The organism is Geodermatophilus sp. SYSU D00703 (assembly GCF_054050155.1).
Genome location: NZ_JBJGYU010000013.1, coordinates 14375 through 37728 on the forward strand (window position 1 = coordinate 14375; position 23354 = coordinate 37728).

25 protein-coding genes are annotated in these 23354 nt (G+C 75.4%); 9 read left to right on the forward strand and 16 right to left on the reverse strand.

The genetic code is table 11. The features are described 5' to 3' along the window. Positions 1–28: 28 nt before the first annotated feature. Together ACI782_RS14060 and ACI782_RS14065 are read left to right on the forward strand one after the other, a co-directional pair. Complete coding sequence (locus tag ACI782_RS14060; protein ID WP_456910175.1) at positions 29–1006, forward strand: GGDEF domain-containing protein; 978 nt, start codon at positions 29–31, stop codon at positions 1004–1006. Positions 1007–1222: 216 nt separating this feature from the next. Next, positions 1223–2617 (forward strand): NAD(P)/FAD-dependent oxidoreductase, encoded by a 1395-nt coding sequence (locus tag ACI782_RS14065; RefSeq protein ID WP_456910177.1) that lies wholly within the window; start codon positions 1223–1225, stop codon positions 2615–2617. A gap of 55 nt (positions 2618–2672) precedes the next feature. On the opposite strand, the gene ACI782_RS14070 is transcribed toward ACI782_RS14065, so the two are convergent. The 7 genes from ACI782_RS14070 to ACI782_RS14100 all read right to left on the reverse strand — a co-directional run bounded on the left by ACI782_RS14070 (position 2673) and on the right by ACI782_RS14100 (position 9547). Then, positions 2673–3602 (reverse strand): ABC transporter permease, encoded by a 930-nt coding sequence (locus ACI782_RS14070; protein ID WP_456910179.1) that lies wholly within the window; start codon positions 3600–3602, stop codon positions 2673–2675. Further along, on the reverse strand, positions 3599–4684 hold the full coding sequence (locus ACI782_RS14075) for an ABC transporter permease (protein WP_456910181.1): 1086 nt from the start codon (positions 4682–4684) through the stop codon (positions 3599–3601). Before ACI782_RS14075 ends, ACI782_RS14070 begins: the two co-directional genes overlap by 4 nt. Continuing rightward, positions 4681–6366 (reverse strand): ABC transporter ATP-binding protein, encoded by a 1686-nt coding sequence (locus ACI782_RS14080; RefSeq protein WP_456910183.1) that lies wholly within the window; start codon positions 6364–6366, stop codon positions 4681–4683. Before ACI782_RS14080 ends, ACI782_RS14075 begins: the two co-directional genes overlap by 4 nt. After that, positions 6363–7382, reverse strand: coding sequence for a BMP family protein (locus ACI782_RS14085; protein ID WP_456910185.1), 1020 nt, complete (start codon positions 7380–7382; stop codon positions 6363–6365). The genes ACI782_RS14080 and ACI782_RS14085 overlap by 4 nt, the downstream gene beginning before the upstream one ends. Before the next feature lie 116 nt (positions 7383–7498). Beyond that, a complete protein-coding gene (locus ACI782_RS14090) occupies positions 7499–8305 on the reverse strand; it encodes an SDR family oxidoreductase (RefSeq protein ID WP_456910187.1) in 807 nt (268 codons plus the stop codon). 45 nt (positions 8306–8350) lie between these two features. Next, positions 8351–8533, reverse strand: a complete 183-nt coding sequence (locus ACI782_RS14095; protein WP_456910189.1) for a hypothetical protein — start codon at positions 8531–8533, stop codon at positions 8351–8353. Between the two features lie 42 nt (positions 8534–8575). Next, positions 8576–9547, reverse strand: coding sequence for a helix-turn-helix transcriptional regulator (locus ACI782_RS14100; protein WP_456910191.1), 972 nt, complete (start codon positions 9545–9547; stop codon positions 8576–8578). Positions 9548–9638: 91 nt separating this feature from the next. On the opposite strand from ACI782_RS14100, the gene ACI782_RS14105 reads away from it, so the two are divergent. After that, the gene (locus ACI782_RS14105) at positions 9639–10163 is read left to right on the forward strand and encodes a DinB family protein (RefSeq protein ID WP_456910193.1); all 525 of its coding nucleotides are present in this window, start codon (positions 9639–9641) and stop codon (positions 10161–10163) included. A gap of 61 nt (positions 10164–10224) precedes the next feature. Here ACI782_RS14105 and ACI782_RS14110 read toward each other — a convergent pair whose 3' ends face one another. The 6 genes from ACI782_RS14110 to ACI782_RS14135 form a co-directional block, all read right to left on the reverse strand. Next, positions 10225–11406, reverse strand: a complete 1182-nt coding sequence (locus ACI782_RS14110; protein ID WP_456910195.1) for a vWA domain-containing protein — start codon at positions 11404–11406, stop codon at positions 10225–10227. Further along, the gene (locus ACI782_RS14115; RefSeq protein WP_456910197.1) at positions 11399–12265 is read right to left on the reverse strand and encodes an AAA family ATPase; all 867 of its coding nucleotides are present in this window, start codon (positions 12263–12265) and stop codon (positions 11399–11401) included. Before ACI782_RS14115 ends, ACI782_RS14110 begins: the two co-directional genes overlap by 8 nt. A 112-nt stretch (positions 12266–12377) precedes the next feature. Further along, positions 12378–13280, reverse strand: a complete 903-nt coding sequence (locus ACI782_RS14120) for an XdhC family protein (RefSeq protein ID WP_456910199.1) — start codon at positions 13278–13280, stop codon at positions 12378–12380. Between the two features lie 99 nt (positions 13281–13379). Then, positions 13380–15794 (reverse strand): aerobic carbon-monoxide dehydrogenase large subunit, encoded by a 2415-nt coding sequence (locus ACI782_RS14125; protein WP_456910201.1) that lies wholly within the window; start codon positions 15792–15794, stop codon positions 13380–13382. Next, positions 15791–16291, reverse strand: coding sequence for a (2Fe-2S)-binding protein (locus ACI782_RS14130; RefSeq protein ID WP_456910203.1), 501 nt, complete (start codon positions 16289–16291; stop codon positions 15791–15793). Before ACI782_RS14130 ends, ACI782_RS14125 begins: the two co-directional genes overlap by 4 nt. 2 nt (positions 16292–16293) lie before the next feature. Continuing rightward, positions 16294–17190 (reverse strand): FAD binding domain-containing protein, encoded by an 897-nt coding sequence (locus ACI782_RS14135; protein WP_456910205.1) that lies wholly within the window; start codon positions 17188–17190, stop codon positions 16294–16296. Positions 17191–17306: 116 nt separating this feature from the next. Between ACI782_RS14135 and ACI782_RS14140 the strand changes: the two genes are divergently transcribed. Continuing rightward, positions 17307–18269 (forward strand): LysR family transcriptional regulator, encoded by a 963-nt coding sequence (locus ACI782_RS14140; protein WP_456910207.1) that lies wholly within the window; start codon positions 17307–17309, stop codon positions 18267–18269. A 228-nt stretch (positions 18270–18497) separates the two neighbouring features. Here ACI782_RS14140 and ACI782_RS14145 read toward each other — a convergent pair whose 3' ends face one another. The 3 genes from ACI782_RS14145 to ACI782_RS14155 form a co-directional block, all read right to left on the reverse strand. After that, positions 18498–18830 carry a hypothetical protein gene (locus tag ACI782_RS14145; protein ID WP_456910209.1) on the reverse strand — a complete coding sequence of 111 codons (333 nt, stop codon included), beginning with the start codon at positions 18828–18830 and terminating at the stop codon, positions 18498–18500. Between the two features lie 86 nt (positions 18831–18916). Further along, on the reverse strand, positions 18917–19861 hold the full coding sequence (locus ACI782_RS14150; protein WP_456910211.1) for a hypothetical protein: 945 nt from the start codon (positions 19859–19861) through the stop codon (positions 18917–18919). Between the two features lie 37 nt (positions 19862–19898). Then, positions 19899–20372, reverse strand: coding sequence for an ArsI/CadI family heavy metal resistance metalloenzyme (locus ACI782_RS14155; RefSeq protein ID WP_456910213.1), 474 nt, complete (start codon positions 20370–20372; stop codon positions 19899–19901). 132 nt (positions 20373–20504) lie between these two features. On the opposite strand from ACI782_RS14155, the gene ACI782_RS14160 reads away from it, so the two are divergent. The 5 genes from ACI782_RS14160 to ACI782_RS14180 all read left to right on the forward strand — a co-directional run bounded on the left by ACI782_RS14160 (position 20505) and on the right by ACI782_RS14180 (position 23318). Further along, a complete protein-coding gene (locus ACI782_RS14160; protein ID WP_456910215.1) occupies positions 20505–20846 on the forward strand; it encodes a metalloregulator ArsR/SmtB family transcription factor in 342 nt (113 codons plus the stop codon). After that, a complete protein-coding gene (gene arsB, locus ACI782_RS14165) occupies positions 20843–21955 on the forward strand; it encodes an ACR3 family arsenite efflux transporter (protein ID WP_456910217.1) in 1113 nt (370 codons plus the stop codon). The genes ACI782_RS14160 and arsB overlap by 4 nt, the downstream gene beginning before the upstream one ends. Beyond that, on the forward strand, positions 21952–22611 hold the full coding sequence (locus ACI782_RS14170; RefSeq protein WP_456910219.1) for an arsenate reductase/protein-tyrosine-phosphatase family protein: 660 nt from the start codon (positions 21952–21954) through the stop codon (positions 22609–22611). The genes arsB and ACI782_RS14170 overlap by 4 nt, the downstream gene beginning before the upstream one ends. 24 nt (positions 22612–22635) lie before the next feature. Next, positions 22636–23046: an arsenate reductase ArsC gene (locus ACI782_RS14175; protein ID WP_456910221.1), complete on the forward strand. Its 411-nt coding sequence runs from the start codon at positions 22636–22638 to the stop codon at positions 23044–23046. Positions 23047–23120: 74 nt separating this feature from the next. Beyond that, the gene (locus ACI782_RS14180) at positions 23121–23318 is read left to right on the forward strand and encodes a hypothetical protein (RefSeq protein ID WP_456910223.1); all 198 of its coding nucleotides are present in this window, start codon (positions 23121–23123) and stop codon (positions 23316–23318) included. The last annotated feature ends 36 nt before the right edge of the window (positions 23319–23354 follow it).

Genomic DNA, 23354 nt, shown 5'->3' on the forward strand with positions numbered 1-23354 from the left:
CCACTCCAGAGCGTCATCGGCCCGGTCGATGCTGTCCGCGATCGACGCGGACACGACGGGGGCACAGGTGGGCGGGGACCGGCCGACGGGCATCGCGCTGCTGGCGTTGCTGTACGCGGTCAGCGGGGCCCTCTGCGTCGTCGGGGCGCTCAACCCGATGTCGCCGGACACCCCCGTGGGACTCACCTGGGTGCTGGCCGCCGTCGGCCTCGTCGGTGGAGCGCTGCTGTGGTGGCGCCGGGCCCGGCTCGGCGACCGGTCGGTGCACGCCGCGGTCGCGCTGGTGTCGACGCTGGTCGCCGTCCTCGCGTGGCGGTCGGCCACCGCCGTCGGCATCGTCGGCCTCGGCCCGTGCATGGTCGCGGCCGGCCTGTTCTGCGCCCACTACCTCGGCTCCCGCGCCGCCCGCCTGCAGGTCGCGTACCTGGTCGCGGCGACCACCGCCGGCGCGGTCGCCGCGACGCCGTCGGGGTTCGCCGTGCCGTGGCTGACCATGACGGTGACCGTCGTGGCCGTCGCCGAGGCGCAGGTCCGCATCGCCGGCCAGCTGCACCGCGCCGCCGGCACCGACCCGCTCACCGGGCTGGCCAACCGGCGCGCCTGGGAGGCCGACGCGGCCCGCAGCCTCGCCCACGCCCAGCGCACCGGCGAGCCCCTGACCGTGGCGGTCATCGACCTCGACGGGTTCAAGGCCGTCAACGACCAGGAGGGCCACGGCGCCGGCGACGCCCTCCTGCAGTCCCTGGCCCGGGCGTGGAGCTCCGAGCTGCGGATGGCCGACCTGCTCGGCCGCCACGGCGGTGACGAGTTCGTCCTGTGCCTGCCCAACACCGACGCGTCCCACGCCGGGGAGCTGCTGACCCGGCTGCGGGCCAGCCACGCGGCGTCCTGGTCGGCGGGGACCGCCACCGCCCGGCCCGGCGACGGGCTCACCGACCTGGTCGTGCGCGCCGACGCCGAGCTGTACCGGGACAAGCGCCGCCGCCGGAACCGCCGCACCGCGTGACGACAGCCGCGGGAGCATCGCAGCGAGCGCCGGCGAGCGAGGAGCGGACCGCGGCGCGGAGTCGCGCCCGCGCCGTCGCGTGAAGAAGGCCCCCTCCCCCCACCACTCGCAGGCTCGCGGCGGGCCCCTGCAGGGGGGGCCGGACGCGGGCCGTCTGCCCCTTTCCGCGGCCCCGCCTCGGGCGCAGGGTGGCCGCGTCGGTCAGGGGAGGTCGCCATGGGGTCGGTCGTGGTGTGCGGCGGCGGGGTCATCGGGCTGTCCGCCGCGATGATGCTGGCGCGGGACGGGCACGAGGTCACCGTGCTGGAGGCCGATCCGGACGGCGCGCCGACGACGGCGACCGAGGCCTGGGCGTCGTGGCGGCGCACGGGGGTCGCGCAGTTCCGGCAGCCGCACAACCTCTTCGCCCGCTTCCGCGAGGTCGCCGACGCCGAGCTCCCAGGGCTCACCGACCGGCTGGTCGCGGCCGGGTGCACGTGGGTGGACTACCTCCAGGCGATGCCGCCGTCCGTCTCCGACCGCTCCCCCCGTCCCGACGACGACCGCATCCGCTTCGTCACCGGGCGCCGGCCGGTGACCGAGTCCGTGGTCGCCGCCGCGGCCGCGGAGGTGCCCGGTTCGACGGTGCGCAGCGGCGTCCGTGTGGCGGCGCTGCTCCCCGGGCCGTCGGCGCTGCCCGGCGTCCCGCACGTGCGCGGCGTGCGGACGGCGACCGGCGAGGAGATCCCGGCCGACCTGGTCGTGGACGCGACCGGCCGGCGCACGCGCAGCGGCGACTGGCTGGCCGGCCTGCACGCCCGGCCGCCGGAGGTGAACCGCGAGGACAGCGGGTTCGTCTACTACACGCGGTACTTCACCGGCCGACAGCCGCGGCAGCGCGGCCGCGCGCTGGCCCCCATCGGCAGCTTCTCGATCCTGACCCTGATCGGCGACAACGACACCTGGTCGGTGACCGTCTTCGGGCCCAGCGCGGACACGGCCCTCAAGGCGGTGCGCGATCCCGAGGTGTTCACCCGGGTGGTGGCCGCCTGCCCGCTGCAGGCGCACTGGCTGGACGGCCGGCCGATCACCGACGTGCTGGCGATGGCGGGCGTGCTGGACTGCGCGCACCGGTTCGTCGTCGACGGGGAGCCGGTCGTCACCGGGTTCGTCCCGGTCGGGGACGCGTGGGCGTGCACCAACCCCTCGGCGGGGCGGGGCATCTCGATCGGCGCCGTCCACGCGCAGCTGCTGCGGCGGGTGGTCGCCGAGCACCTCGACGCCCCCGGCCGGCTGGCCCGTGAGTTCCACGACGCCACCGAGCGCGAGGTGGCGCCCTTCTACCGCGACCAGCTCACCGCCGACCGGGCGCGTCTCGCCGAGATGGAGGCCATCCGGTCCGGCGCCGAGCCCCCGCCGCCCGACCCGGCGCAGGCCCGGTTCCTGGCCGCGGCGATGCACGACGCCGACATCTTCCGCGCCCTGATCGAGACGGTCACCTGCCTGGCCCGGCCCGCCGACGTGCTGGCCCGCCCGGGGGTGCGCGAGCGGATCGAGGCCGCGGCGGACGGCGCACCCCCACCGACGCCCGGGCCCGACCGCCGGCAGTTGCTCGACCTGCTCGCCGGGTGAAGGACCCCCTGCCCCCAGCGTTCGCGAGCTCGCGGCGGGGGCAGGGGGCCGCCGTTCAGCCGGTGCGGGACTCGCGGTCGTAGTTCCGGCCGAGGAACTCCGGCACGCGCGCCCACCGGAACGCGAAGACCATCACCAGCAGGGTCGCGACGTAGGGCACGACGAGCAGCACCTGGCTGGGGACGTCGATGCCGGACACCTCGGCCCGCAGCGCGATGACGTCCATCGCGGCGAAGAACAGCGCGCCCAGCGCGATGAACTGCGGCCGCCACCCGCCGAAGAACGTCAGCGCGATCGCCAGCCACCCCCGGCCGCCGACGATGGTGTCGGTGTAGGTGCCGGTGTAGACCAGCGGCAGGAAGGCACCGGCGACCGCCATCAGCGCACCGCCGACGGTCGTCGTCCAGAGGCGGGCGCCGGCCACGCGGATGCCGAGGCTGTCCGCGGCCTTGGGGTTCTCGCCCACCGAGCGCAGGTCCAGCCCCGCCCGCGTGCGGTAGAGGAAGAACCACAGGCCCGCGGCCAGGAGCAGGGCGAGGTACACGAGCAGGTTGTGGGAGAACAGCGCCACGCCCAGGACCGGGATGTCGCTGAGCAGCGGGATCTCCAGCCGGGGCAGCGTGTCGACCCGGGGTGTGGTGGCCGCCTGCCCGACGACGACGCGGTACAGCAACCCGGCCAGGCCGGTCGCGGCGAAGAACAGCGCCAGGCCCACGACGAACTGGTCCAGCCGCAGGGCCGTGGTCGCCCACCCCAGGGCCAGGCCGAACACCGCGCCGATCCCGGCCGCGAGCAGCACGCCGAGCGTGTTGCTGCCCGTTCCGTAGCTGACGAGGAAGCCCACGGCGGCGCCGAGCAGCATGACGCCCTCCTGCGACACGCTGAAGACGCCGGCCAGCCCGCCGAGCATCGTGCCGAGCGAGGCCAGCAGGTACGGCACCATCGCGATCACCGTGAGCTGGGCCAGGGCCGCGAACTCGGTCATGCCACCCTCCTCGCCAGCCGCGCCGCGATCACGTCGGAGAGCAGCAGGAAGATCAGGATCAGCGCCTCGATGATCAGCACCATCTCCGCCGGCACGCCGACGGTGCGCTGCATCGAGCTGGCGCCGACCTCGAGGATCGCGATGCCGAAGGCGACCACCGGGACCCACAGGGCGCTGCCGCGGGCGATCAGGCCGACGATGATGCCCAGCAGCAGGAAGTTGGACTGCATGCCCTCGATGGCCCGCGCGTGCACCCCGCCGACCTCGAGCGCGCCGGCGAGCCCGCCCAGCGCGCCGCCCACGACGAGCGCGAGCACCGCGATCCGCTCCACCCGGATGCCGTTGATCGCGGCCGCCCGGGGGTTGACGCCCGAGGCCCGCAGCTCGAAGCCGGCCGCGGTGCGGCGGGTCACCACGATCGTGGCCAGCGCCACCAGGGCGGCCAGCACGATCCCGGCGTGCACACCGGGCGGCCCGCCGAGCTCGGGCAGCTGCGCGCCCTCGCCGACCCGCTGGGTGGCCGCGACGCCGGCCGCGGGGTCCGGCCACACCTCCGTCGCGGCGTAGTCGAGGACCTGGAACGAGACGAAGTTGAGCAGGACCGTGCTGAGGATCTCGTTGACCCGGAACCGGCCCATGAGCAGCGCCGCGATCCCCGCCCAGACCGCCCCCGCGAGGACGCCGGCGACGACCACCAGAGGCAGCAGCGCGGCGGCGGGGAGGTCCGCGTAGACGATGCCCACCCCGGCCGCCGCCGTCGCACCGACGAGCAGCTGGCCCTCGCCGCCGATGTTGAACCGGCCCACGGCCAGCGGGATGGTGAACCCCAGCGCCAGCAGGGTCAGCGGCACCCACTTCGTCAGCGTCTCGGTGAACCCGAAGGGCGTCCGGAACGACGTGGTGAGGATCGTCCGGAACGCCTGGAACGGGTCGTAGCCGAGTGCCGCGATCACGATCCCCGAGACGACGAAGGCCAGCACCAGCGCGAGGACGTAGGGCAGCAGTCCGCGCAGCAGCCGGACGCCGACCCGGGAGCCGGACGGCGCCGCCACCTCCGGTTCGCTGAGGACGGGGGCGCTCATGCGGACTCCCGGACGCCGGCCATCAGCCGGCCGAGCTCGTAGACGTCGTAGTGGCCGCGACCGCGCTCCCCGACGAACGTGCCGGAGTAGAGCACGACCACCCGGTCGGCCAGCAGGCTCAGCTCGTCGAGGTCCTCGGACACGAGGACGACCGCGCATCCGCGGTCGCGGGCCTCGTGCACGCGGTCGTAGACGAACCGGGTGGACCGCAGGTCGAGGCCGCGGGTGGGGTTCTGCAGCACCAGGACCGACGGCTCCCGGTCGAAGGCGCGGGCCAGCACCAGGCGCTGGATGTTGCCGCCGGACAGGTTGCCGGCCGGCGCGTCGGGCCCCGGCGTCTTGATCGTGTAGCGGTCGATCGTCGCGCGGGCGTGCTCGCGGACCCGCCGCCAGTCCAGCAGGCCGGCCCGGTGGTACGCGGCGTCGTGCTGCGCGCCGAGGAGCAGGTTCTCGGTCACCGAGGCCGCGCCGAGGATGCCGTCGCGGTGCCGGTCCTCGGGCACGTAGGCGACGCCGGCCGACAGCCAGCGGCGGGTCTGCTGCCCGGCCAGCTCGGATCCGTCGACGCGGACGCTGCCCGCCCGCACCTCCCGCACTCCGGCCAGCGCCTCGGCGAGCTCCACCTGGCCGTTGCCCGCCACTCCGGCGACCCCGAGGACCTCGCCGGCCGCCACGGCCAGGTCCAGCCCGTGCAGGGCCGGGACGCCGTGGTCGTTGTGCACCACCAGGCCCGCGACGGCCAGCCGGGCCTCCCGGGACGCGATCCCCGCGGCCGCGGACCGGACCGTGGGCGCGGTCCCCTCCCCCGCCGCGGTCTCCACCTCCGCCGCCGCCTCCCCGGGCGCGGTCGGCTCCTCCGGCGCCGTCTCGCCGACCGCGCCGACGCCGAGCGCGGCGGCGACCTCCGAGGTCGGCTCGGCGGCCAGCTCCCCCACCATGAGCGAGGCGAGCCCGGTCGCGTCGGTCGCCGCCCGCTCCACGGTGGTGATCCGGCGGCCGTCGCGCATGACCGAGATGCGGTCGCAGATCGCCAGGACCTCGCGGACCTTGTGCGAGATGAACACGACGCTGGTGCCCTCGGCGACGATGCCGCGCAGCGAGGCGAACAGTCCGTCGACCTCCTGCGGGGTGAGGTTCGTCGTCGGCTCGTCGAGGACGAGGATCCGCGCGCCGCGGTAGAGCACCTTGAGGATCTCGACCCGCTGCCGGGCGCCCACCGAGAGCCGGTCGGTCCGGGCGCGCGGGTCGACGGCGAGGCCGAACCGGTCGGAGAGCTCGGTGATCCGCCGCGCGGCGTTGCGCAGGCCGCCCGAGGACCCGCTGGTGCCCAGCACGACGTTCTCGACCACCGAGTAGGTCGACACCTGCAGCAGGTGCTGGTGCACCATGCCGATCCCGAGCTCGATCGCGTCCCGGGGCGAGCGGACGTGCACCTCGCGGCCGTCCACCCGGATCTCGCCGGCATCGGGCCGGTAGAGGCCGTAGAGGACGTTCATCAGCGTCGTCTTGCCGGCGCCGTTGCCCCCGACCAGCCCGTGCACCTCGGCGGCGGCCAGCTCGAAGTCGGCGTCATCCAGAGCGCGCACCGGCCCGAAGGACTTGCTGACCCCGGCCATGGTCAGCGGCCGGGCCGGCCCCGGGTCGGGCCCCGGGGCCGGCTGGGGGACGGCCGTCGTGCTCACTCGACCGGCGTGACGTCGCGCTCGACCTCGACCTCGCCGGACCGCAGCTGCTCGACCACCTGGTCCACCTGGTCGACGACGGCCTGGTCGACGTTGGTCGGGGCCTGCAGGGAGATGCCCTGCTCGTAGCTCATCCCGAGGTAGCCGCCGGTGTCGCCGTCCGCCACGGAGGTGAGGATCTCGTCGACCACCACGGAGAAGTCGTAGAGCACCGAGGTCAGGTAGTGCTCCGGCGCGAGGTTGGACTTGTCGGTGTACTTCGCCGTCATCAGCACGCCGGCCGGCGCGTCGGCCACGCCCTCGAAGGCGCCGACCGCGCCGAGGTTGAGCGAGGTGAGGACGACGTCGTTGCCGTCGGCGAGCAACTGGCTGGTGAACTGCTGGGCGCGGGTGGGGTCGTTGAAGTCGCCCGTCCAGACCGGGGTGAGCGTCGCCGAGGAGCCGGTGTCGGCGAGCGCCTGCTCGACGGCGTGCACCTCCGAGTAGGAGAAGGGCAGGGTCACCCCGCCCAGGTACGCGATCCGGCCGCTCTGGCTCGCCGCCGAGGCGAGCACGCCCAGTGGGTAGAAGGCCAGGTGGAAGTTGCGGTCGAGCACCCACACGTTGTCCGGGACCTCGGCCGGCTGGGTGTCCTGCTCGGCGATGAACACGACGTCCGGCGCCTCCTGGGCGACCGCGACGGTGGCGTCGTAGAACTGGCTGCCGTGGGTCCAGATGACGGTGTAGCCGTCGGCCACGTACTCCCGCAGCACCCGCTCGGCGTCGGGCACCTGGACGCTCTCGGAGTAGGTGGTCTCCGCACCGTGCTGCTCCTCGGCGGCCTGGAGGGCCTCGAGCCCGAGGAAGGTGTAGTCGGCGTCGGTCGTGGTGCCGGAGAAGACGGCGGCGATGCGGGGGGCCTCGCCCCCTCCACCGGAGCCGCCTCCGGTCCCCTCGTCCCCGCCACCGCCACAGGCGGCGAGGGCCACGGTCATCGCTGCGAGGAGCGCGCTGGTGCGGAGTCGGGCGGATCGCATGGCGGGCACCATCCTCGGTTCGGCCGTCGAGTCCGCCCACGTCTACCGCTGCGCCCAGGTCGGCTCCGAGACCCCGCGCGGCACCGCAACGCAATCGAGATGTGGCCCGCGACCGATCACGGGCGGCGCCAGTCGTCGGACTCGAGGTGGGACCCCGCCATCGGGCCCATCTGCAGCATGCCGCCGTCCACCGGCCAGGACGCGCCGGTGACGTAGGCGGCCGCCGGGGAGGCGAGGAACGCCACGACCGCGGCCACCTCACGGGCGTCCCCGGGACGGCGCAGCGGGACGCCGGGCCGCTCGTGCCCCGGCGCGGTCGGGTCCTCGTCCTCCTGGCCGGTCATCGGCGTGGCGATCTCGCCGGGAGCGACGGCGTTCACCGTGATGCCGTGCTCGGCCAGCTCGATCGCGGCGACGCGGGTGAGCAGCCCCAGGCCGCCCTTGGCCGCGCAGTAGGCCGCCGCACCCACGCGGGGCTGGTGCTCGTGGACGCTGGTGACGTTGACGATCCGGCCGCCGCGGCCGGCGGCCACCATGCGCCGCGCCGCCTTCTGCAGGCACAGGAACGCGCCGTCGAGGTCGGTGGCCAGCACCTCCCGCCAGGTGGCGAAGCCGGTGTCGAGGATCGTGCTCATGTGGCCGGTGCCGGCGTCGTTGACCAGGACGTCGACCCCGCCCAGCGCCTCGGCCAGGTCGTCGACCACGTCTGCGGCCTCCGGCAGGCGGGTCAGGTCCAGCTGCCGGACCTCGGCCCGCCGGCCGAGCGCGCGGACCTCGTCGGCGGTGGACTCGGCTCCCTCGCGGTCGCGGTGCCAGGTGATCCCGACGTCGCAGCCGGTCTCCGCGAGGGCGACGGCGGTCGCCTTCCCGATGCCGGAGTCCGAGCCGGTGACGAGGGCGATGCGGGGGGCGCTCTGGGTCATGGCCCGACGCTATGGCGGGCCGCCCGGCAGTGCAGGGCCATGCGCTCAGGCCGCGGCGTCGAGGCGCTCGTCGAGCAGCGCGTCGACCGCGGCCACCGCCTCGGCCACGCGCCGGTCGTTCTCCCCGGACGGGCAGTGCGCCCATGCGCTGCGGGCCACGCCGAGCGCGATGTAGGCGACGGCGATCTCCAGGTCGAGGGTGTCGATGCTGGTGACGGTGCGGGTCATCGTGACCTCCGAGAGCGGGTACCTCTCCTGATGACCCGCACGCTAGGCCGGGGGTACGACGGTTCCGGCCCGCGTGAAGCGGTCCGCCCAGTCGCGCAGCACGTCGACGAACTCCGGCGGGGAGAGCACGGTGAACTCGGCGCCGAGCGAGCCGAGGGCGAACGCCGGCCAGTCCATCGAGTCGGTCTCCATCCGCACGCGGCTGCGCTCGGCGCCGTCCGCCTCGACGGTGGCCCACCGGCCGAGGCGCTGCCGCACCCGCCCCGCCGGCGCCTCGACCACCGCCTCCACCGTCCGCGTCCCGGTCGGCGCCCCGAGCCCGGCCCGGACGAAGGCCACGGCGTCCTCGGCCGGGAGCCGCCGCGGGGCGAACCGCGCGCCGGTGGACCGCGGCCGGTCCATGCGGTCGAGGCGGAAGCTGCGCCAGTCCCCGCGGGTGAGGTCGTAGGCGACGAGGTACCAGCGGCGGCCGAGGGCGACCAGGCGGTGCGGGTCGACCTCCCGCTCGGTCGCCGTCCCGTCGGCGGCGGTGTACGCGAAGGCCAGTCGCTCGGTGTCGCGGCAGGCTTGGGCGACGGCGGTCAGGGTCAGCGGCTCGACGACGTCCCGGCTGCCGGGCCACGGCGCCGGCTCGGTGACCGCGCGCAGCGCCTCCACCCGGCGGCGCAGCCGCGGCGGCATGACCTGCACCACCTTGGCCAGCACCCGCACCGACGACTCCGCCGTCCCCGCGACCGCGCTCTGCGCCGCGGCCTGCAGTCCGACCGTCAGCGCGACCGCCTCCTCGTCGTCCAGGACCAGCGGCGGCAGGGCCGCGCCCGGCGCGAGCTGGTAGCCGCCGTCCACCCCGCGCTGGGCCTCGACCGGGTACCCGAGGTCGCGCAGCCGGTCGACGTCCCGGCGGAGGGTGCGGATCGAGACGCCCAGCCGGTCGGCCAGGTCGGCGCCGGCCCAGTACCGGCGCTGCTGCAGCAGCGAGAGCAGTCGGAGGGTGCGCCCACCGGGGTCGGTCACGTCTCCGATCCTCCTGCCATTGAGGTCATCATGTGGCACTTGCGTTCTCTAGCGTGGACCTCGACCGGTTCCACCGACGAGGAGGACGACGATGACCAGCACGACGAGCACCGTGACCGGCGAGCGGGCGGACCTGCTGGAGGCACTGGCCGCGCACCGGCACTTCCTGCGGTTCACCGTGCAGGGCCTCACCGACGAGCAGGCCCGGCAGCGGACGACGGCCAGCGAGCTCACCCTGGGCGGCCTGGTCAAGCACGTGGCCTCGCAGGAGGCCGGCTGGGTGCGGTTCGTCCTCGAGGGCCCGGACTCGATGCCCGGCCCGGACGACCCCGAGCAGATGGCGAGGTGGGCCGAGGAGTTCCGGATGGGCCCGGACGAGACGCTGGAGGGCGTCCTCGCCCGCTACGAGGAGGTGGCCCGCCGCACCGACGAGCTGGTGCGCACGCTGCCCGACCTGGACGCCTCGCACCCGCTGCCCGAGGCGCCGTGGTTCGAGCCCGGTGCGCGCCGGTCGGCCCGTCGGGTGTTCCTGCACATCATCGCCGAGACCGCCCAGCACGCCGGGCACGCCGACATCCTGCGGGAGTCCCTCGACGGCCAGAAGACGATGGGCTGACCGCCGTGATCATGGCGCTGAGACCACTGCGCCGGCACCCGGCGTGGCCACGGCGCCGTGATCACCGGGGCGGGTCGTCGCGGACGGCGGCGACGACCTCCTCCAGCGCGGCCAGGCTGTGCCCGCTCACGAACGCGTCGCACAGGGGCAGCGCCGCGGCCATCCCGCCGACCAGCGGCGCGTAGCCGGGCGCGGCCTTGCGCGGGTTCACCCAGACGATCCGGGAGACCAGCCGGCGCAGCCGCCGCATCGCCTCGGCGACGTCGGCGGGGTCGTCGGTGGCCCAGCCGTCGGAGAGGACGACGACGACTGCCCCGCGGGCCATCCCTCGGCGGCCGTGCGCGGCCACGAAGTCGCCGATGCCCGCGGCCAGCCGGGTGCCGCCGGCCCAGTCCGAGTCGGTGGCACCGGCCCGGGCCAGCGCCTGGTCCGGGTCGCGGACCGCGAGCTGCCGGGTGAGCCGGGTCAGCCGGGTGGAGAAGACGAACGCCTCCGCCCGCGCCCCGGCCACCGCGCCCTGCAGCAGCGAGAGGTAGACGCGGGTGTAGGGCTCCATCGACCCGGAGACGTCGCACAGGAGCACCAGCCGCCGCGGCTGCGTCCGGCGGGCGGCGTGCACCAGCCGCACCGGGTCGCCGCCGGCGCGCTGCGCGGCCCGCACCGTGCGCCGCAGGTCTAGCCGGTCGGCGCGACGCCGGGTCGGCCGGGTGCGCCGGCTGCGCCGCTCGGGGGTGCTGAGCACCAGCCGGCGGACCAGGTCGCGCACCCCGGCCAGCTCGTCGGACGTGAGCTCGGCGAAGGACGTGTGCCGCAGCCGCTCCTCGGGCGAGGCTGTGGCGAGGACGACGTCCCGCTCGCCGCCCGTGCCGTCCCCGGGGAGCGCGACCCCGGCACCTGTCGGCCCCTCGGCGGGCGGACGGCGGTCGGGCGGGGCCGGCCGCACCCGCGGCTCGGCCCCCACGGGCGGCGGCGCGGTCGGGTCCCCGCGGGAGTCGGCGGGGTCGAGGCGGCCCTCGAAGACGGCGGAGAACACCGCGTCGAACAGCGGCAGCTGGGCCCGGTCGGTCACCAGCGCGACCCGGCAGGTCCAGTACAGCGCGGCGCGGTCGACCGGCGGCACCAGCTGCAGCGCCCGCGCCAGCCCCGCGGCCCGCTCGGGCGTGGTGGGCAACCCAGCCTCGTGCAGCGCGGTGGTCAGTCCGACGGCGAGCGGACCGGGCGCGACCGGCGGCAGGTCAGGCACCGGCCAGCCAGGCCGCACCCCGCCCGCGGGCGAGCTCCTGGTCGTCGCGGTTCTTGAGCACCGAGCCCCAGGTCGCCTCCACCGCGGCCGGCTCCAGCCGGGAGATCCCCAGCACGTCGAGCGCGGCCACCCAGTCGACGACCTCGGCGATGCCCGGGGGCTTGACCAGGTCCAGCGAGCGCAGCCGGCCCACCGCCGCGGCGGCGGAGACGGCCAGCGGCTCGCTGCTGCCCGGCACGCGCCGGCGCACGATCTCGGCGACCCGCTCCGGGGACGGGAAGTCGATCCAGTGGTAGAGGCAGCGCCGGGTGAGCGCGTCGTGCAGGTCGCGGGTCCGGTTCGACGTGAGGACGACGACCGGCGGGTGCGCCGCCCGGACGGTGCCCAGCTCCGGCACGGTCACCGCCGCCTCGGCCAGCACCTCGAGGGTGAACGCCTCGAACTCCGCGTCGGCACGGTCGATCTCGTCGAGCAGCAGCACCGCCGGCCGGGGCCCGGGGTGCTCGATCGCCTGGAGCAGCGGCCGCCGGAGCAGGTACTCCGGCCCGAACAGGTCGTCCTCGGCCAGCGGCGCCCCCGACGCCTCGGCCAGCCGGATGCCGAGCAGCTGGCGCGGGTGGTTCCACTCGTAGAGCGCCTCGGCCGCGTCGATCCCCTCGAAGCACTGCAGCCGGTAGAGCGGGGTGTCGAGCACCCGGGCGAGGGCCTTGGCCGCCTCGGTCTTGCCGACCCCCGGTTCGCCCTCGAGCAGCAGCGGCTGCGGCAGCCGGACGCCGAGGAACAGCGCGGTGGCCAGGCCCGGGTCGGCGAGGTAGTCGACCTCGTCGAGGGCCGCGGTCAGCGCGGCGACGTCCGGCACCCGCTCCCGGACCTCCTCCTCCGCTCCCGCCCGCGCCTCCGCGCGGCCCTCGTGGCCACTCCGGCCGCCCGACGGGCGGCCTTTGTGGCCACAAAGGCCCGACGCGGCGGCGTCAGGGGGCGGGGGCATACCGGGCCGGGTCGGCGAGGAAGGCGGCGCGGCAACCGTCGCAGCAGAAGAACCAGGTCGTCGTCCCGTCGACGGTCGCGTGCGGGGTCGCCTCGACCGCGGCGACGCTCATCCCGCACACGGGGTCGACGGCGCGGGCCGGTGCCGCCGGGGCCACGGGCGGCGGGCCGCTGCGCCCGGCGGTGCGCCGCTCGGCGACCACCTGCGCCCAGACCGACAGCGCGATCTCCGCCGCCGTCCGGGCCCCGAGGTCGAGCCCGGCCGGGGTGCGCACCCGGGACCGCTGCTCGTCGGTCACGTCGAGCGACGCCAGCACCGCCGCGCCGCGGACCCGGCTGGCGACCAGCCCGACGTACGGGACGCCGAGCCGCAGCGCCGCGGTCAGCGCCGGCGCCTCCCCGCGGCCGTGCGAGGCCACGACCAGCGCGGCGTCGTCCGCCGCCGGTGCGGCGTCCTCGCCCGAGGTCAGCTCGACGGCGAACCCGAGCGGACCGCCGAGGGCCGCGAGCGCCTCGGCGACCGGGCTGTCCCCGACGACGAGGACCCGCGGCGCCGGCACCCGCGGCTCGAGGAAGATCTCCACCGAGCCGCCCGACAGGCACGGGTTGGCGACGGTGACCGCACCGTCCTCGGCCGGGCCGGCTTGCGCTCCGGAGACGATCCGCAGCAGCAGCGGCTCGTTGGTCGACAGCGTCATCAGCCCGTACTCGCGCACCGAGGACTCCGCGCAGGTGCCGCCGACGAAGCCGTCGATCACCCCGTCGGAGCGGATCAGCGCGGTGTCCCCGGCGTGCGCGCTGGCCGGCCGCTGCGCGCGCACGACGGTGGCGTGCACGAACGGCACCCGGCTGCGGACCAGCTCGGCCGCCCGCTCAGCGACGGTCATTGCTCTCCTCACGCGGGGCGAATGGGATTCGTGGGCGCGGCCTCGCTGCAGGGGCCCGCCGCGAGCCTGCGAGCGGTGGGGGGGCAGCGGGGTCCTTTCTCAGATCGGCGGGGTCGGCCGGCCCTGCATCGCCGCCCAGACGCGGGCCGGGGTGCACGGCATGTCCACGTGCCGGACGCCGAACGGGGCGAGCGCGTCGACGACGGCGTTGACCACGGCCGGTGGCGACCCGACCGTCGCCGACTCCCCGATCCCCTTGGCACCGATCGGGTGGTGCGGGGACGGCGTGACGGTGTAGCCGGTCGCCCAGTCCGGCACCTCCATCGCGGTGGGGATCAGGTAGTCCATGAACGACCCGCCGAGGCAGTTGCCCTGCTCGTCGAAGCCGATGAACTCCATGAGCGCCATCCCGACACCGTCGGCGAGCCCGCCGTGGATCTGCCCCTCGACGATCATCGGGTTGATCCGGGTGCCGCAGTCGTCCACGGCGGTGAACGTCCGGACGTCCACCTTGCCGGTGCCCGGGTCGACGTCCACCACGCAGACGTAGGCGCCGAACGGGAAGGTGAGGTTGGGCGGGTCGTAGGTGACCTCGGCGTCGAGGTTGCCGTCGACGCCGTCGGGCAGCTCGACGGTGCCGTGCGCGCCGAGCGCGATCTCGGTCATCGTCTTCCCGACGCCCGGGTCACCCGTCACGAAGAAGCGGCCCTTCTCCCATTCCAGGTCCTCCGGCCGGGCCTCGAGCATGGCCGCGGCGATCGCCCGCGCCTTGTCCCGGACCTTCCGCGCGGCCAGGGCCACCGCTCCCCCGCTGACCGGCGTCGAGCGGCTGCCGTAGGTGCCCAGGCCGAACGGCGTCTGGTCGGTGTCGCCGTGGACGACCTCGATGTCCTCCGGCGGGATGCCGAGCTCCTCGGCGACGATCTGCGCGAACGTCGTCTCGTGGCCCTGCCCCTGGGTCTGCACCGACAGCCGGACGACGGCCTTGCCGGTGGGGTGCACCCGCACCTCGGCGCCGTCGGCCATGCCCAGGCCGAGGATGTCCATGTGCTTGCGGGGGCCGGCGCCCACCGTCTCGGTGAAGAAGGAGACGCCGATGCCCATGAGCTCGCCGCGGGCCCGCTTCTCCGCCTGCTCGCGGCGCAGCTCCTCGTAGCCGGCGAGCTCCAGGGCCATGCGCATGGCCGGCTCGTAGTCGCCGGAGTCGTACACCCAGCCGGTCTTGTTCGCGTACGGGAACTGCTCGGGCCGGATGAAGTTGCGCAGCCGCAGCTCCACCGGGTCCATCTCCAGCTCGGCGGCGAGGACGTCGACCATCCGCTCGACCAGGTACACCGCCTCGGTGACGCGGAACGAGCAGGCGTAGGCCACCCCGCCCGGCGCCTTGTTGGTGTAGACGCCGGTGACCGAGCAGTGCGCGGCCTGCAGGTCGTAGCTGCCGGTGAAGATGGAGAAGAAGCCGGCCGGGTACTTGGTCGGCTGGGCGGTGGCGTTGAACGCCCCGTGGTCGGCCAGCACGTTCGTGCGGACGGCGAGGATCCTCCCGTCCCGCGTCGCGGCGACCTCGCCGCGCATGATGTAGTCGCGCGCGAACGAGGTGCTCATGAGGTTCTCGGAGCGGTCCTCGACCCACTTCACCGGCCGGCCGGTCACGATCGAGCCGACGACGGCGAGGATGTAGCCGGGGTAGATCCCGACCTTGTTGCCGAAGCCGCCGCCGATGTCCGGCGACACCACCCGGATCTTGTGCTCCGGGATGCCGGCCACCATCGCGAACAGCGTGCGGTGGGCGTGCGGCGCCTGGCTGGTCTCGTAGAGCGTGAGCTTGCCGTCGACCGGGTCGTAGTCGGCGACCGCCCCGCAGGTCTCCATCGGCGCGGGGTGCACCCGGGGGTAGACGACCTCCTGGCTGACCACGACCTCGGCGGAGGCGAACACCGCATCGGTCGCGGCACGGTCACCGGCCTCCCAGTCGAAGACGTGGTTGTCGGTGCGGCCGGCCAGGTCGTCCCGGATGACCGGCGCGTCGGGGTCCAGCGCCCGGCGGGCGTCGACGAGCGGCGGCAGCTCCTCGTACTCGACGTCGATGAGCTCGAGGGCGTCGCGGGCCGCGTAGCGGTCCTCGGCGACGACGAAGGCGACCTCCTGGCCCTGGAACCGCACCTTGTCGGTGGCCAGCACCGCCTGGACGTCGGAGGACAGGGTCGGCGCCCAGGCGAGGTTCATGCCCTCCAGGTCGCGGCCGGTGACGACCGCGTGCACCTTGGGGTGGGCCAGCGCCTCGGTGGTGTCGATCGAGACGACCCGGGCGTGGGCCAGCGGCGAGCGCAGGATCGCGCCGTGCAGCATCCCGGGCAGCACGATGTCGTCGACGTAGCGCCCGCGGCCGCGGATGAAGCGGGGGTCCTCCTTGCGCTGCACCCGGCCGTAGCCGATGGGCCGGTCGGCCGCGGTCATCGCCGGGTTCGGCTCGCGCTCCTGCGGCAGCGCCGAGCGCTCCTGCACGGTCGTCATGCCGGCACCTCGCTCGGCTCCTCGGGGGCGGACGCGCCGGCCGCGTGCTCCGCGGCCCAGCGCACGGAACGGACGATCGTCGCGTAGCCGGTGCACCGGCAGATCTGGCCGGAGATGGCCTCGCGGATGGTCCCCTCGTCGGGATCGGGGTCCCGGTCGAGCAGCGCGCGGGCGGTCAGCAGCATCCCGGGGGTGCAGAAGCCGCACTGGAGGCCGTGCTCCTCCATGAAGCCCTGCTGCACCGGGTCGAGCGTGGCGCCGTCGGCCAGCCCCTCGACGGTGCGCACCTCGTGCCCGGCGGTCATGACGGCCAGCGCGGTGCACGACTTGACCGGGACGCCGTCGACCAGGACGACGCAGGTGCCGCAGTTGCTGGTGTCGCAGCCCCAGTGCGTGCCGGTGAGCCCGAGCGTCTCGCGCAGGAAGTGCACCAGCAGCAGCCGGGGTTCGACGTCCCGGGTCACCTCGGCCCCGTTGACCGTCATCGTGACCTGCATCGTCAGCCTCCCTGGACGGCGGTGGTCAGCGCGCCGGCCCCGGCGCGTTCGGCGGCCGCGCGCAGCACCCGGCGGGTGAGCTCGTCGGCGAGGTGGCGCTTGTAGTCGACCGGGCCGCGCTGGTCCTCGACCGGGGAGCTGGCCGCGGCGGCGCGGCGGCCGGCCTCGGCGAACACCTCCTCGCTGGGGCGGACGCCGAGCAGCGCCTCGGCGGCGCCGGTGGCGCACCCCTCCAGGCCCAGCGCGGTCAGCCCGATGGCGGCGTCGGCGATCGTGCCGTCGTCGGCGATCACCAGCTGGGCGCCCGCGGCGGCCACCGCCCAGTCGCCCACCCGGCGCTCGACCTTCTCGTAGGCGCTCCCGGCCCGCGGGCGGATCGGGAACCGGAGCTCGGTGATCAGCTCCGTCTGCTCGCAGGCGGTCTCGTAGGGGCCGCGGTGGAGGTCCTCGATGCCGATGACCCGCTCGCCGCCCCGCCCTGCGATGACCACCTGGGCGCGCAGCACGTCGCAGACCGTGGTGAGGTCCTCGGCCGGGTCGGCCTGGCCGAGCGAGCCGCCGATCGTGCCCCGGTTGCGGACGACGGGGTCGGCGATGACCCGCTCGGCGTCGTGCACGATCGGGAACAGCTCCCCGACCAGCGCCGAGTCCAGCAACGTGGCGTGCCGGGTGAGCGCGCCCACCCGCAGCCAGTCGCCGTCCCGGGTGACGTGGTCGAGCTCGGTGAGGTCGTTGATGTCGACCAGCCACTCGGGCCGGGCCAGGCGCAGCTTCATCATCGGCAGCAGGCTGTGCCCGCCGGCGAGCACCCGGGACTCGGGGCCGTGGCGCTCGAGCAGCTCCAGGGCGTCGGCGACGCTGGTGGCGCGCACGTAGTCGAACGGGGCCGGTACCTGCACGGGGACTCCTTCCCGTGGGGTCCTCCCGCTGGGACCCCTGGCGGCGAGGGATCTTGTGACCTGTGCCACAGCGCTGTCAAGATCGCGATAACCGATCCCTTAGGACGGCGGCGGCCATGACGTTCACCCAGCTCCGGGCCTTCGCGCTCGTCGCGGAGCTCGGGTCGCTGCGCGCCGCCGCGGCCGCACTGGGGGTGAGCGAACCCGCGGTCTCCGCGGCGGTCGCGGCCCTGCGGACCGACCTCGGCGACCCGCTGTTCCACCGCACCGGCGGCGGCATCGAGCTGACCGCCGGCGGGAGGGCGCTGGCCGTCCGGGCCCGGGAGCTGGTCCGGATGGCCGACCGCGCCCGGCGGGAGGTGGCCCAGGCGTCGACGTCCGGGCGGCTGCGCGCGCTGGCGACCGCCGCGTGTGCCGAGCACGTGGCCGGGCCGCTCGTGGCCGCCTTCACCCGGCGGGTCCCGCGCACGGAGGTCGACCTCGCGGTCGGGCCGGCCGCCCGCACCGCCGCGGCGCTGGCCGAGGACGAGGCCGACATCGTGCTCGGCGTCCGGCCGGTACCCGCGCCCGGGCAGGCGCTCGACGCGGTGCCGTTCCTGCGCTACCAGCGGGTGCTGGTCGCCGCGCCGGGGCACCCCCTGGCCGGCCGCCACCGGGTCGCCGCGGCCGAGCTGCGCCGGCACGCCTGGCTGGCCGGCCCGGCGGGGATCGAGCCGGGCACCGAGGAACACCGCTGGGCCGAGCGGTCGGGGCCGGCGGCCCTCCTGCAGCGGCTGCCCAGCGAGGCCGACGCCCTGGACGCCGCCCGGGCCGGCGACGGGATGGTGCTCGCCGTCGCGCACGCCGTCCGTGCCGACCTGCGGGCCGGGCGGCTGGTGCGGCTGCCGCTCGAGGGCACGCCGGTGACCGGGATGTGGTGGGCCGGGGTGCCCGGCGCGGGCCGGGCGACGTCGGCCGCGACGGCGCTGCAGCGGTTCCTCACCACGCCGGACGCCACCAGCGCGCTGCTGGCCCGGCCGGCTCCGCGCGACCGGGCGCGCCCCACGGTGCGGGTCGAGCTGTGGAGCCAGGACGCCTGAGCGCCGTCAGCGGGAGGACGGGGTCCCCCATGGCTCCTGGCCCCGTCCCGAGGCTCGCCGCGAGCCTGCAAGCGGGGAGGAGGACGGGGTCCCCCATGGCTCCTGGCCCCGTCCCGAGGCTTGCCGCGAGCCTGCGAGCGGGGAGGAGGACGGGGTCCCCCATGGCTCCTGGCCCCGTCCCGAGGCTTGCCGCGAGCCTGCGAGCGGGGAGGAGGACGGGGTCCTTTCTCAGGCGTCCGGATCCGCCGCGACCCGGTCGGAGGCCCGGCCGCCCTGGACCGACTGCGCGCCGCCGGAGACCCCCTCCGGCGCGGCCGGCCCGGAACCGGTGTCGCCGCCCGCGGTGCCCTCGCCGAGGACGACCTGCCCCTCGGTCATCTCCGGGTCCCCCTCGTGACGCTCGACCGGGGCCTCGCGCGGGGACGTCTCGCCCGGGCGGTCGTGCACCTCCTGCACGGAACGGCCCGCCTCGGCCACCCGGATGGCGTCGGCGACGTCCGCGCCGCTCCGGGAGGAGTCGGGCGCGGTGCCCTCGGTCGGGGATCCCTCGGTCTCGCTCACGGCTGCCTCCGTGTCGTCAGGTGCAGGGTCGTCGGGGCGGGGTGCGCGCAGTCTCGACCCGGGCCGGGGGCCGGGCAAGGGCCTGCTCAGCCGCGCGCCTCCAGCTCGGCCAGGTCGGCCAGCGCCCGGTCCCTGGCCGCGGCGGCCTCGCCGGCCTGGCGCTCGGCGGTGCGGCGGTGCCGCTCGGCCCGCTTGAGCTCCTCGGCGGTCTCGGCGGCCTCCCGCTCGGCGCGGGCCAGCTCGTCGGCCAGCTCCTGGACGCGTGCCTGGAGGTCCGCGCGCCGGGCGTCGAGGTCGTCGACGCGCCGCCGCTCCTCCTCGGCCGCGGCCCGGGACTCCGCGGCGACCGCGGTGGCCTCCTCCGCCGCGCGGCGGGCCTGCTCGAGCTCGCGCCGGCGCCGCTCCTCCTCCGCCCGGCGGGCCTCCTCCTCGCGGCGCCGGGCCTCCTCCTCGCGCTGCCGCCGGCGCTCCGCGGCGTCGGCTCTGCGGGGTCGGGCCGGCTTCTCCGCCCGGTCCGCGCGCGGCGGGGGCACCAGCCGGAGCGCCGGCCGGACGCCCGTGGTGCCCATCCCGCTGTAGGACATCGGCGTGGGCAGCCGCCCGGTCAGCAGCGCCTCGCCCGCCTCCGGGTCGGCGAGCGCCGCGCGCAGCGTGTCCTCCACCTGGGCCTCGACCGAGGTGCTCACCCGGTGCCCCTGTTCTCGGGCGAGCCCGGCGGCCTGCCGGACGAGGGCGGCGAGCAGCTGGGAGCGCTGGCGGTTGAGCGCCCTGAGCTGGTCGCCGGCGAGGTCCTCCTGCGCCGCGCGCAGCAGGCCGCCGAGCTCGACGAGGGACTCGATCTCCGCCCGGTGCGCCCGGACCAGCAGGTTGCACACCCAGGCGGCCAGCGACGGCTTGGGGAGGGCGCCGATCTCCTTGGCCAGCGTCCGGTTCCCGGCGGCCCGCGCGTCGTCCTGGCGCTGCTTGCGGAGGGCGGTGAACTCGTCGGGCGGCACCTCGTAGAGCTCGTCGGCGACCTCGTCGAGTTCCACGGCGCGACCCTGCCACGGACCTCCCGCCGGCGGCGCCTCAGCAGCAGGTCGCGACGCAGCTCCCGTCCTCGCCCGGGACGCAGCAGTCGTCGTCGCCGCCGACGACGGAGAGCTCCCGCTCCGTCCGTCCCTCCAGGTCGGGCCGGTGGTCCCCGGTGACCGTGTAGACCTCCCACGGCTCACCTCCGGGGCCGGTCACCCAGACCTTGTCCTGGACGGCGTAGCAGCAGGTCGTCTCGCCCTCGACGCTCGGAGCCAGGCCCGCCCCGGCCAGCCGGGACGTGGCCGCCGAGACCTCCGCGGTCGAGGCGACCTCGACGCCGAGGTGGTCCATGCGGGTGGGCTCGCCGGCCGCGCCCTCCAGCAGGACCAGCTTCAGCGGGGGCTCGGCGATCGCGAAGTTGGCGTAGCCCGGGCGGCGCTTGGCCGGGGTGGCGTCGAGCAGGCGGGAGTAGAAGTCGACGGCGGCGTCGAGGTCGGCGACGCGCAGGGCGAGCTGGACGCGGGACATGGGACAGCCTCCTCGGGGTCGGGACATCGACGCTTGTCGATGTCTCCCCCAGGTGACACCAGACATCGATGATTGTCAATACGATGGATGTCGCTACGATGGACGCCGATGTCCCGACCGGAGGAGACCCCGATGAGCGACCCCGGCCTCGCGTGCTGCACGCCGCTGACCGGCACCGCGATGTCCGCCGAGCAGGCCGAGCGGGTCGTTCCGCTGCTGAAGGCGCTGGCCGACCCGGTGCGGTTGCGGCTGGTCAGCCTGATCGCGTCCAGCACCGACGGCGAGGCCTGCGTCTGCGACCTCAACGACGCCTTCGACCTGACTCAGGCGACGATCAGCCACCACCTCAAGGTCCTGCACACGGCCGGGCTGCTGGACCGCGAGAAGCGGGGGGTCTGGGTCTACTACGCCGTCCGCCGCGAGGCGCTGGCCGCCGTCGCCGGCCTGTTCGACACCGCGGCGGTCCCGGCGTGAGCGACGCCGTCCGCGAGACTACGGTCGCACCGCCGGAGGCGCCGGTCCTGCAGCGGTTGTCCACCCTCGACCGGTTCCTGCCGGTCTGGATCGTCGTGGCGATGGCCGCCGGCCTGCTGCTCGGCCACTGGCTGCCGGGCCTGGACGACGCGCTGTCGGCGGTGGAGGTCGGCAACGTCAGCCTGCCGATCGCCGTCGGGCTGGTCCTGATGATGTACCCGGTGCTGGCCAGGGTCCGGTACACCGAGCTCGACCGGGTCACCGGCGACCGGCGGCTGATGGCCGCCAGCCTGGTGCTCAACTGGCTCGTCGCGCCGGCGCTGATGTTCGCCCTGGCCTGGTTGCTGCTGCCCGACCTGCCCGAGTACCGCACCGGACTGGTCGTCGTCGGGCTGGCCCGCTGCATCGCGATGGTGCTGATCTGGAACGACCTGGCCTGCGGCGACCGCGAGGCCGCCGCCGTGCTCGTCGCCCTCAACTCGGTCTTCCAGATCGCCGCCTTCGCCGCGCTCGGCTGGTTCTACCTGCAGGTGCTGCCCGGCTGGCTCGGCCTGCCGACCACGTCGGCGGAGTTCAGCGTCGGGGCGATCGTGCTCAGCGTCCTGGTCTTCCTCGGCGTCCCGCTGCTCGCCGGCTTCCTCACCCGCACGATCGGCGAGCGCGCCCGGGGCCGCGCCTGGTACGAGGGCAGCTTCCTGCCGCGGATCGGCCCGGTCGCGCTGTACGGCCTGCTGTTCACCGTCGTGGTGCTGTTCGCGCTGCAGGGCGAGGCCATCACCTCCCGCCCGTGGGACGTCGCTCGCATCGCGCTGCCGCTGATGGCCTACTTCGCGGCGGTCTTCGGCGGCTCCTTCCTGCTCGGGATGCGGCTCCGGCTGGGCTACGCCAAGACCGCGACGCTGGCCTTCACCGCGGCCGGGAACAACTTCGAGCTGGCCATCGCCGTGGCCATCGGCACGTTCGGCGTCACCTCCGGCCAGGCGCTCGCGGGGGTGGTGGGCCCGCTCATCGAGGTGCCGGTCCTGGTCGCGCTGGTCCACGTCGCGCTGTGGGCGGCCCGCCGCTTCCCCGCCGACGACCCCACCCGACCCGAGAGGACGACCGCATGACCACCCACCTGAAGGGCATGCGCGGCCTGGTCTCCGCGGAGGCGAGGCTGACGCAGCTCGCCGATCGGCTGGCCGGTCGGTTCACCGGCGTGTTCGGCCGGGAGACGATCGACCGCTACGTGCACGAGTCCTTCGTCGCCCTGGCGGCCACCGCCACCGTCGGCGCGCACCTGACGGTGCTGACCGAGCGCTTCGCGACCGACCGGCTCACCGCGCTCGCACAGGCCAGGGGCGCCGTCGAGCGCGACGTCTGCGAGGTCCTCTTCGTCTGCGTGCACAACGCCGGGCGCTCCCAGATGACCGCCGGCCTCATGGCGCAGCACGGTGGCGGCCGGGTGCACGCGCGGTCGGCGGGTTCGCAGCCGTCGTCCTCCATCGACGACACCGTCGTCACGGCGATGGCCGAGGTCGGCGTCGACCTGGTCGACGCGTTCCCCAAGCCGCTCACCGACGACGTCGTCCGCGCCGCCGACGTGGTCGTGACCATGGGGTGCGGCGACGCCTGCCCGGTGTACCCGGGTACGCGCTACGTCGACTGGCCGGTCCGCGACCCGGCCGGACTGCCGCTCGCCGAGGTGCGGGCCATCCGGGACGACCTCGACCGGCGCGTCCGCGACCTGTTCGCGGAACTCACCTCTGCCGATCCGTCGGCCTGACCACCCGCTCCCGAGAGGTACTCCGTGTCCGACCAGCCGTCCGTCCTGTTCGTCTGCGTGCACAACGCCGGCCGCTCCCAGATGGCCGCCGGCTGGCTGCGACACCTGGCCGGCGACGCGGTGGAGGTGCGCTCGGCGGGCTCGCTGCCCGCCGAGCAGGTCAACCCCGCCGCCGTCGCGGCCATGGCCGAGGTCGGCATCGACATCACCGGCCAGCGCCCGAAGGTCCTCACCGCGGACGCGGTCGAGGCCTCGGACGTCGTCATCACGATGGGCTGCGGCGACGTCTGCCCCGTCTTCCCCGGGAAGCGCTACCTGGACTGGCAGCTCGAGGACCCGGCGGGCAAGGGGGTCGACGCCGTCCGGCCGATCCGGGACGAGATCGGGGCGCGCGTCCGGGCCCTGCTGGCCGAACTGTCGCCGACTTCACCGTGAGAGTGCTCTCATCCGCGCCGTGAGCAGGCCTCTTCCCGAGCGGCCGAACGGAACGCCGTAGTAACACTGACGTCATGCAGCAACCGCTCGCCCGCCTCCTCCGCACCACCGCGGTCGTCGCCGCCGTCCTCGGTGTGCTGCCCTTCGCCTTCGACGCCTCCGTGGTCTGGAAGGTCGTCGGCCCGGTCGTCGCCGCCGTCCTGCTGGTGCACACCGCGCAGCAGGTGTGGCAGCAGGTCTTCAGCACCTCCCCGCGCCACCTGGAGGTCTGACGCGCAGACCCACGGCAGCCCCACGGCAGCCCCGGA